Origin of the sequence: Methylobacterium pseudosasicola (assembly GCF_900114535.1) — a bacterium.
Taxonomy (GTDB): domain Bacteria; phylum Pseudomonadota; class Alphaproteobacteria; order Rhizobiales; family Beijerinckiaceae; genus Methylobacterium; species Methylobacterium pseudosasicola.
The window spans coordinates 1-9230 of the sequence record NZ_FOTK01000086.1 but is presented as its reverse complement, the minus strand read 5'-3'; the positions used below and the strand labels follow the sequence as shown (position 1 = coordinate 9230).

At 67.3% G+C, this 9230-nt stretch carries 9 protein-coding genes; 7 read left to right on the top strand and 2 right to left on the bottom strand.

Annotated features, from left to right (window positions below):
• On the bottom strand, positions 1–257 hold a 257-nt coding region (locus BM228_RS32405; protein ID WP_139234328.1), incomplete at its 3' end, for a transposase.
• A gap of 1306 nt (positions 258–1563) precedes the next feature.
• Here BM228_RS32405 and BM228_RS32400 point away from each other — a divergent pair.
• The 7 genes from BM228_RS32400 (at position 1564) to BM228_RS32375 (ending at position 8828) form a co-directional block, all read left to right on the top strand.
• Positions 1564–3084 carry an N-6 DNA methylase gene (locus BM228_RS32400; RefSeq protein WP_244537429.1) on the top strand — a complete coding sequence of 507 codons (1521 nt, stop codon included), beginning with the start codon at positions 1564–1566 and terminating at the stop codon, positions 3082–3084.
• Positions 3074–3202 carry a hypothetical protein gene (locus BM228_RS35975; RefSeq protein ID WP_280142374.1) on the top strand — a complete coding sequence of 43 codons (129 nt, stop codon included), beginning with the start codon at positions 3074–3076 and terminating at the stop codon, positions 3200–3202. Before BM228_RS32400 ends, BM228_RS35975 begins: the two co-directional genes overlap by 11 nt.
• A 666-nt stretch (positions 3203–3868) precedes the next feature.
• Positions 3869–4030, top strand: a complete 162-nt coding sequence (locus tag BM228_RS35725; protein ID WP_244537428.1) for a hypothetical protein — start codon at positions 3869–3871, stop codon at positions 4028–4030.
• 1073 nt (positions 4031–5103) lie between these two features.
• Positions 5104–5916, top strand: a complete 813-nt coding sequence (locus tag BM228_RS32390) for an EAL domain-containing protein (protein WP_092047334.1) — start codon at positions 5104–5106, stop codon at positions 5914–5916.
• 31 nt (positions 5917–5947) lie between these two features.
• Complete coding sequence (locus tag BM228_RS32385; protein ID WP_092047332.1) at positions 5948–6304, top strand: phosphonate transporter; 357 nt, start codon at positions 5948–5950, stop codon at positions 6302–6304.
• An 11-nt stretch (positions 6305–6315) separates the two neighbouring features.
• Positions 6316–7602, top strand: coding sequence for a sensor domain-containing diguanylate cyclase (locus BM228_RS32380; protein WP_092047330.1), 1287 nt, complete (start codon positions 6316–6318; stop codon positions 7600–7602).
• A gap of 146 nt (positions 7603–7748) precedes the next feature.
• Positions 7749–8828 (top strand): AMP-binding enzyme, encoded by a 1080-nt coding sequence (locus BM228_RS32375; RefSeq protein WP_167367898.1) that lies wholly within the window; start codon positions 7749–7751, stop codon positions 8826–8828.
• A gap of 97 nt (positions 8829–8925) precedes the next feature.
• Here BM228_RS32375 and BM228_RS32370 read toward each other — a convergent pair.
• On the bottom strand, positions 8926–9230 hold a 305-nt coding region (locus BM228_RS32370; RefSeq protein ID WP_139234327.1), incomplete at its 5' end, for an integrase core domain-containing protein.

Here is a 9230-nt window from a genome sequence, read left to right as displayed (position 1 = left end):
GCCTCCTGCAAGATCAGCTTGTCCAGTGTTAAGTCGGCAATAGCTTTCCTGAGACGTTGGTTCTCCGTCTCAAGATCCTTCATCCGCTTCACTTGATCCGACTTCAGGCTGCCGTACTCCTTGCGCCAGCGATAGTACGTCACCTCGGTCACGCCGATCGCCCTGATCGACGCGGCAACGCTCTGTCCTTGTGAGACCAGCACGTCGACCTGACGCAGCTTGCTCACGATCTCCTCGGGCTTGGGTCGTTGGGCCATCGGTTCCGTCCTCTGTCGGCTCAAAAGCCATACTTCAGGGCGGACCACTCCCAAGGGGGCCGGTCACCCGAGCCGGAGAGATACCAAAGAAATTCGGCGAGCGAACTGAAAGGCTTGCCCCGGTTCTCAGAGCGGCTGAGGCGCGCCCGAGGTCTTCGAAGCCGGATCGCGGCCCCCAGGACTTCGTATGTAGAGCCGCGGGACCCGGTGTTTGGACGGCCTGATCCCAACAAGGATTTATACAAATCGATCAGGATCTCATCCAAGCTATCGCCGCAGATTTCCATCGGACGTCACCGCACGCATCCGGATCGAACGCGCGGCCGCTCCGGGATTGATCAACGACAGGCAGGGCGCTCGATATCGGCTGGCTAGACGGCTCGTGCAAGCATGCGTTCAGCGAGCTGCAGCCGACGACGCCTGCTGGTAGAGATGGAAGCGGATGCTGACGGACCGTCGGGTCCGGCAAGTGGGGAAGGTCTCTCGTGAAGGCGCGATCACTTATGGGCGTAAGCGGAGCAGGCCTTCGGAGCGGCGGCTGGCGCCTGAGGGAGCGGCCGCCACGATGAAGAGCCTAACAATTCTTGGCTGACGCAGATTCACGCTTCCGTCCCGCTCGCAGATCTAGACCCCGCGCACGCAGCGCTGCCATGATGGGCGCCTCGGCAATATCAGCTTCTGGGCAATTACCTGATGTCCGCTGATGGCGCAAAGCTGCCTGACACCACCATTGAACTAAACAGCTACGTTTTCGATGTAGTTTTAAATGAGCGGGCCGGTAAATATACATTTATGGCGGACTTCGCGCACGGGCACCGGGCCACAAATTTGGCCCATCACGTTCACGCCGATCGGTGTATCCGGCCCACGACGACGAAGCGACATGCGCCGGCTGCGGTGAAGCCCAGCCCGTCGGTAGCGCGATCGCATTGCGACCCTGGCCGGACTTGGATCCGGCGTGAAAGACGGGGCGGACCGCGGATCGAAGCCTTCATGCGCACACCGCAACCGACATGGAGTTCGGGGCCGCCCCGGGAAGGTGGGTCTCCTCCCTGGCGAGGCGCCCCGCCCCGCGCGGATGGGATCCGGGTCGCAGGCACCTCGCATGGGCGAAGGCGCATCTCCCCCGGCGATACGCGCATCCCCGCGGATGCGGAGGGAAGACCCAGTGACGGTGGCCGGCGCACCAGGATCATTCCCCTGGCGCCGCACCGCGGGGGCGGCCCTCGCCTCGACGCAGGAAATGGGTTTGGAAGGCCGAGGTGGGCACGCTTCGGCCGAGCCGGACCTGTGCTACGATCGGCCCATGGATTCGCTGTCGCTCGACCAGGATCTCGCCGAGGCCGATGGCCTTCTCCTCGGCGACCTCGACGCCCCGCTCTCGCGCAAGGCGTCCGGTGCGTATTTCACGCCGGACGCGGTCGCCGCGACGTTGGTGCGGTGGGCCGTCCGCGAGCGCAACGACAGGCTCCTCGATCCCTCATGCGGCGACGGCGCCTTCGTGTCCGCCCACCCCCGAAGCGTCGGGGTCGAGCAGGACGCGGCGAGCGCGCGCATCGCGCGGGAGCGCGCGCCCTCGGGGGAGATCCACGTCGCCGATTTCTTCGCCTGGGCCGAGCGGACCGCGGAACGGTTCGACTGCGCGGCGGGCAATCCGCCCTTCATCCGCTACCAGCGCTTCGCCGGCGAGACGCGGGCACGCGCGCTCCGCATCTGCCGCGGGCTCGGGGCCGGGTTCTCGGGGCTGACCTCGTCGTGGGCCCCCTTCCTGGTGGCGACGGCGGCACTCCTCCGGCCCGGCGGCCGCATGGCGTTCGTGATCCCCGCGGAGGTCGGGCATGCCCCTTACGCGGCGCCGTTCCTGGATTTCGCCGTGTCGCGCTTCGAAACGGTCCACGTCGTCGCCATCCGGGAGAAGCTGTTCCCGAACCTGTCCGAGGATTGCTGGCTGCTGTTTTGCGACGAATTCGGGGGTTCCACACGGGAGATCCGCTTCAGCGCCCTCGACCGGTTCGTCCCGTCCGACGCACCGCCGGTCACGTTCGAGCGCATCGGCGTGGACGCGTGGCGCGGCACCTGGCGCAAGCGCCTGCGCCCGTACCTCATGCCCGAGCCGGCGCGGGAGGCTTACAGGCGCGTGGCGGACTCGGCCGAGGCGCGCCGCCTCGGCCAGGTCGCCGCGGTGGGCATCGGCTACGTGACCGGGGCGAACGATTTCTTCCACCTGCGGCCGTCCCAGGCCGACCGGCTCGGAATCCCGGAGGCGTTCCTGTACCCGACCGTCCGCAACGGTCGGGTCCTGAGCGGCTCCGTCCTCACCCGGGGACAGGTCGCCCGGTGGCGGGCGGCCGACGAGCCGGTGCTGCTGCTGCGCCTCCAGAAGGGCGAGGCGTTGCCCCCGGCCGTCGTCGCCTACCTCGACGGCGAGGCCGGCCGACGCGCGCGCACGGCCTACAAGTGCCGCGTGCGCTCGCCGTGGCACGCCGTCCCGGACGTGCAGGTCCCCGACTACCTGCTCTCCTACATGTCGGGACAGCGCCCGAGCCTGGTCCGCAACGACGCCCGGTGCACCGCCACCAACTCGGTGCACTGCGTCCGCCTGCGCGAGCCGACGTCCGGGCGGCGCCTCGACGCGTGGGGCACCCCGTTCGTCGACCTGAGCTGCGAGATCGAGGGGCATCCCCTGGGGGGCGGCATGCTCAAGCTCGAGCCGCGCGAGGCCGCGCAGGTGGTCCTGCCCGGGCCGGGCCAAGTTCGCGCCGGCGACGAGGACGCGTGCCGGGAGGCCGTGGCGACGATGCGGAGGTGGCGCCATCGTGCCGCCTGACCGCGGCGCCGTCCCCCCTTCCGTCTGCCGCTGGATGGACGAGCGCGACGCCTTCCGCGTCTTCGCCACCTCCGAGGAGGCGACGCAGAGCCAGCGTCACATCAAGCCGATCCACTAGTACGTCGCCTGCCGGCTCGTCCTCGAGGGCGGATTCCTGCCGGACGAGGTCACGCCGCGGCCGCCGTTCCGGGTCGACGGGCGGAGCGGGCTGCGGCTGTCGTACGACCCCGCCGCCGCCGGCGGTGGCGAGCGGACGATCCTCGGCGGCCTCAAAACCAAGGACATCGACGTCACCGTCCTGAAGCCCGGCCTCGGACCGGTCCTGGCCGTCTCGTGCAAGGGCGCCATCAAGGCCTTCCGCAACCTGACGAACCGGCTTGAGGAGGCGGTCGGCGACTGCACGAACATCCACATCACCTACCCGGCGCTGGTCGCGGGGTACCTGTTCGCGTTCCGAGCCAACCGCGGCGCCGCCATCGTGGCGGAGGAAGGGGGGGCGGCGGAGCAATCGCCTCCACGCTAGCTCGCCGCCAACGACATCGCCATCGGGCACGGGGGCGCGCCGGTCGAGGCGATCATCCGGTTCCACTATGCTCTAAGCGAGCTCACGGATCGGCGCGGCATCCGCGACGACGTCAGCCGCTACGAGAGCGTCGCCCTCAGCCTGGTCGAACCCCACGGCGACCGCGCGGGCATTCCCCTGGATGGCTTCCCGCCCGAGGACAGCAGGATTCTCCTGCGCGACTTCTTCTCCAGGCTCTACCTCCGATACGACGAGCGCTTCGTGTACGGCGCCCCGGACCTGAAGCCGGTCACCCGGCGTCGCTTCTGGGACGCCGACTCGCCGGCCTTCGCCGGCGGCCCTAACGGCCTGCCGCACCCGCCGACCGCGTACGAGGTCCGCGTCGCCGATCCGACGGACCGGACCGGGTCGCTGAACCCCTGAGCCCGACCGCACGGCGACCTTCGAGGCTGAGCTGCGGTCTCATATCGCTCGATGGGCTGCGCGCGTAGGACGCGGGCTGCCGTCCCGCATGCCCAGCAAGCCCCGCATCGGTGGCACCTCTCGCCGAACGTGCCGAAGGCTTGAGCGGTGGGTGGTCGGGGGCGATGCCCGCATGGGTGCCCTTGCCATTCCCTCCGGCTCGGCGGCTCCCGTCCGCGATCACGCCTTTCCACGCGGCCGGCAAGTCGATCAAGGCGATCCGTCCACCCCAGTCTGTGTCGCGCCGGGGCGGCACGGCGTTACGCCTTCGTGAATGCAGCGCCGTGACGCGGCGAGCGACGTATCGCACCGAGACGGCTCGACCTCTGGTTCGCCGAGCAGCTCATGCGAGAACTGCGCGGCCTCGGTTGTGTGATCGGCTCGCGGCAGGCCACAAATGTCGGCAGCGTCGGCGGACGAAGCCCGAAGTCACCGCCCACGGCCTCGACCCCTCTGGATCTCGACTCCCGGCGCATCTGCGCGTTCGGCCAGCGCGGCTTCCATGCGAGCCATCTTCGCGGCTACTCCGCTGACCGGGCCGGGCGGGCGATGGGGCCAGCGCGCGGTGTCGATCCGATCGCGTGCGGACTGGATGCCGGCAGAGTGGCCGCCTGGGCGGCGGGGCTGGTTCATCCGATGCTCAGTCCCCGGCGTCGCTGGCTGCCCGGGCCTGATCTCCGCCGGCGGACCGCGTCGATCGAGGCTCTTGATCGTCGTGGCCGAAAGGCCGCGGAGGCCCAACGGGGCGTGCTTAGAGGGCGAGGACGGATCCCGCTCGTCACGAAGACCATCACCGGGCGGCCTGCCAGGGACAGGTCACAGGCGAGGAACAGGCAACGGGACTGTGCCGGCGATGATGGTGTCGTAAAGCGTAGTCGACGCGCCCTATCGTCGGTGCGCTCCCCTCCGAATGATGCATAAAGTTCGGCCGACGGCGCTGGACAAGGCGAAAAGCAAACCTTCGCGGTCTCACCAGATGGAAACCATTTTGTCCTAAGACCATCATACGGGCGACGAGGAATGGAAGTCGACGAATGAGGCGCGGTTGCCAAGGTTGTCAGGGTGGGAGTTCCCTGCCGTTCGACTTCACGATGGCGTTCCATCCAATCCTTGATGTCGGCCGGGGTAAAGTCTGGGGTTATGAGGCGCTGGTCAGGGGTACGGACGGCCAAGGTGCGGGTCAGATTCTCGCCATGGTCGACGAGAACAACCGTTACAGGTTCGATCAAGCCTGCCGGGTGAAAGCGATCGAACTTGCCAGCTCGCTCTTCCCGGACGCCGAGACGCGGTTGTCGATCAACTTCATGCCGAACGCGGTCTACGAGCCGGCCGCATGCATCCGGGCGACCCTCGACGCGGCGCAGCGTGTTGGCTTCGCACACCGCCAGATCATGTTCGAGTTTACCGAGAACGAGCGCATGACGGACGTGGCTCACGTCCGGCGAATTATTGCCGAGTACCGCAAGCAGGGCTTCGCGACGGCGCTCGACGATTTCGGCGCGGGATACGCGGGTCTGAACTTGCTGGCAAACTTTCAGCCCGACTTCATCAAACTCGACATGGAGCTGATCCGCGGTATCGCCGACTCGCCACAGCGACAGACGATCGTCGCAGGGGTGGTCGTGATAGCTGAACGGCTGAACATCGCGGTGATCGCCGAGGGGGTCGAAACGGAAGCCGAACTGGCGAGCCTTCGCTCGCTCGGGATCGACCTATTCCAAGGATATCTTTTCGCGAAACCCACGACAGCGCGCCTACCTGAGATCTGGTTGCCGGCAAAGGCTCGTAGCGCCTCGCGCGATGCGCCGGCGACCGCCTCCACCATACAGGCCACCCGCGCTGCCTGAACATCCCGCGACCGAACTCCGAGGAACCACCATGCACACGTTCGAGGGGATCTCGATCGACGAACTTGAGAGCCTCGAATGGGAACGGCTCGATGCGCTTCCTTACGGTGTCGTCGGCCTCTCGCCTGAAGGCATCGTCGAGATCTACAACGCGACGGAGGAGCGTCTGGCCGGCCTGTCGCGCGACGGCGTCATCGGCACGCACTACTTCTCGTCCACGGCACAGTGCATGAACAACTTCATGGTGGCCCAGCGGTTCGAGGACGAGCCGGAGATCGATGCGGTCATCGACTACGTACTGACCCTGCGCATGCGACCGACGCCCGTCCGCCTGCGCCTGATGAAGGCGCCCAAGGTGGATCGCCGCTTCATCCTGATCCAGCGCTGAGGAGGCCTCGCTTGCCGACAGACCTCGAAGCCGAGAACGCCGGCCTCCTACAGTTCCTGTACTCCTGCCCCGCCGGGCTGATCGAATTCACGTCCACGGGTGCCATCGGCATGGTCAATCCGGCCGCGATGGGCTTGCTGTTGCCGATCGCAGGCCGGACGTTCGTAACCAACCTCTTCGATGTCATGGACGGCTGCGCGCCCGAGCTGCGCAATATGGTCTGCAACTTCGGGGCGGCCCACGGAGCGATCTGCGACGGTCATCGCATCGTCACGGGTCCAGGAGAACGCCCGACGGTCTTGGCCTGCAGCATCGTGAGGCTGACCCATGACCGGCACGTCGCGACGCTTTCGGACGTGACTGAACAGGTCGCACGCGAGCGCCGGCTCAAGCAAGCCGAGACATGGTTCGCCTCGCTGCTCGACGGGGTCGACAACGTCGCGGTACTCTCGCTCGATGCCGACGGACGCATCGACGCCGTCACGCCCTCCGCGGTACGGCAGACGGGTTTCGCGGAGCGCGACCTCCTCGGCCACCCGTTCGAGTCGTTCGATCGTCCGGACCGCGCTACGGCAACGCCACCCTACGGCGAGGCGATCGCCGCGGCGCGTCGGGATGGCTGGCATCTGCACGAGGGTTGGCACGCACGCGCCGATGGAGGTCGCTACTGGTGCCAGCGGCTCGTCGCTGCGCGCGCGCACGTGGGCGACGCGGTGTCGGGCTACACCCTGGTGCTTCGGGCCGTGAAGCGCCAGGGTCGGGATACGGCGGACTTGCGAAGGATGCTGACACGGGACCACCTGACCGGCGCCAGCAACCGTGCCCACTTCTTCGAGGTAGCGGAACGGGAACTCACGCGATCACGTGGGAACGGAGGCTCTCTGGCCTTGATCGTCCTCGACATCGACCATTTCAAACGCGTGAACGACGGGCACGGGCACGCGGCCGGCGATGCGGTGCTCCGAGAGGCGGCCCGCCGGTGCGAGGCCGAGCTGCGGCCGGAGGACGTTTTCGCGCGCATCGGCGGCGAGGAGTTCGTAGCCTTCGTGCCGGGCGCAACCCTTACGGAGGCTGCGGCCGTGGCCGAACGTCTGCGCCTGTCGCTCGCTCGCGAGCCGGTCGACGCTGGGGGGACCCGGCTGCGCATCACCGGAAGCTTCGGTTGCAGCGCGCTCGATGGCCACCCGGATGCCACGGTCGCCGGCTTGCTTGCGGCCGCCGACGGAGCGCTATACCGAGCCAAACGGGACGGTCGCGACCGGGTCGCACTGTCGGATGCGGGCCGGGCAGCGGCCTGATCGCCGGGTACCCTCCGATGTTGTCAAGGCGCGCGCTCGCGACGGTCCTGCAAAGCCTGCTTGCCTCCGAACTTCTCGCCGCACGTGGCCGGGGTAGCCCCGTTGCGCGCCTCCCCGGTCACCTATCGTGCACCTGGCCCGAGAGCATGCGCCTTGATCATGGATCGGGGACGGGCCTGGGCTGCGACTCCCTGGAGAAGCTGTGGTTAGCCTCCGCGGCCAACGAGATGTTCAACCTCCATGAGCTGGGTAGCGAGGGCGATCTTCTGACGAATCCTACGTTCGGAGCCTGGATCGAACACATCGAGGAAGCATGGCGGTCCGGAATTACATCGATGACCTTCTCCACGTCAGGGGCGACTGGTCGACCGAAGCGATGCACCCATGACGCGGGCCACCTTCATACCGAGGCTGAATTCCTAAGCGACTTGTTTCGCGACAGGCAGCGGATCGTCTCCCTGATTCCGGCGCATCATGCCTATGGCTTCCTGTTCTCCGCGCTCCTGCCGGACGCACTCGCCGTCGAGCACCTCGATGCGACTTACCTGAGCCCCGGGGACTTGGCACGCAGCCTCGCCCCGGGCGATCTCGTCGTCACCTTCCCGGAACGCTGGCAGTGGTTGGAGCGATCGCTGGCGGTTTGGCCGATGGACGTCGAGGGCGTCGTCTCGACAGCCCCTTGTCCCCAGGGTCTGATCGCTGCGCTTCATGACCGTGGCCTGGCCGGGATGACCGAGGTGTACGGGACTTCCGAGACGGCCGGAGTCGCGGTGCGTCGGTGGCCGGAGCCGTCGTACCGGCTGATGTCGCATTGGCGCTTCGCCGAGCGGGACTCGGATGTCGCACCGATGGTCGTTCACCGATCCGGCCGACGTTATCCATTGCCGGACGACCTACGAACGCAGGATGACGATCGGTTTCAGCTGCTCGGTCGACGCGACGGCGCCGTGCAGGTCGGCGGCGTGAACGTGTACCCCAATCAGGTCGCGGCGCAGTTGGGCGAGCATCCGGGCGTCCGAAGCGCTGCCGCGCGCCTCATGCGCCCCGAGGAGGGGCGACGCCTGAAAGCGTTCATCGTCCCCGAAGCGGGGATCGAAGAAGCGACGCTACGGGAGGATCTCCGCGCCTGGATGGAGAGCACGTTGCCGACGCCGGCGCGGCCCGCCGCGCTCACCTTCGGCCCACATCTGCCTGTCGGCCGGACCGGAAAGCCCGCTGACTGGTGAAGCAGCGGAGCGCGGCCGGTCGACGTTTTCGATGCATGGGACGTTTGTCGGTGGACGAGTGACCTGACCGGTATTTTGGACCGAGCCAGTTGCGAGGTTACTGCATGGTAGCGGCCATGGGTAGCCGGAATGCCAGATCCGGGTAGCTGACGGGCGCGGGCGGCCGATAGCCCAGCGACGAATGCGGTCGGATGCAGTTGTACGTGGTTTGCCATAGACCGATGACGATCTGCGCCTCCTTCAGCGAGTAGAAGATCTCCTGGCGTAGGCACTCGTCCCGAAGTTTGCCGTTGAAGCTCTCACAGTACCCGTTCTCCCACGGCGATCCTGGCGCGATGTACTGGATCTGTGGCCCCGTCTTGGCGACCCACTTGCGCAGCGCCTTTGAGATCATCTCAGGGC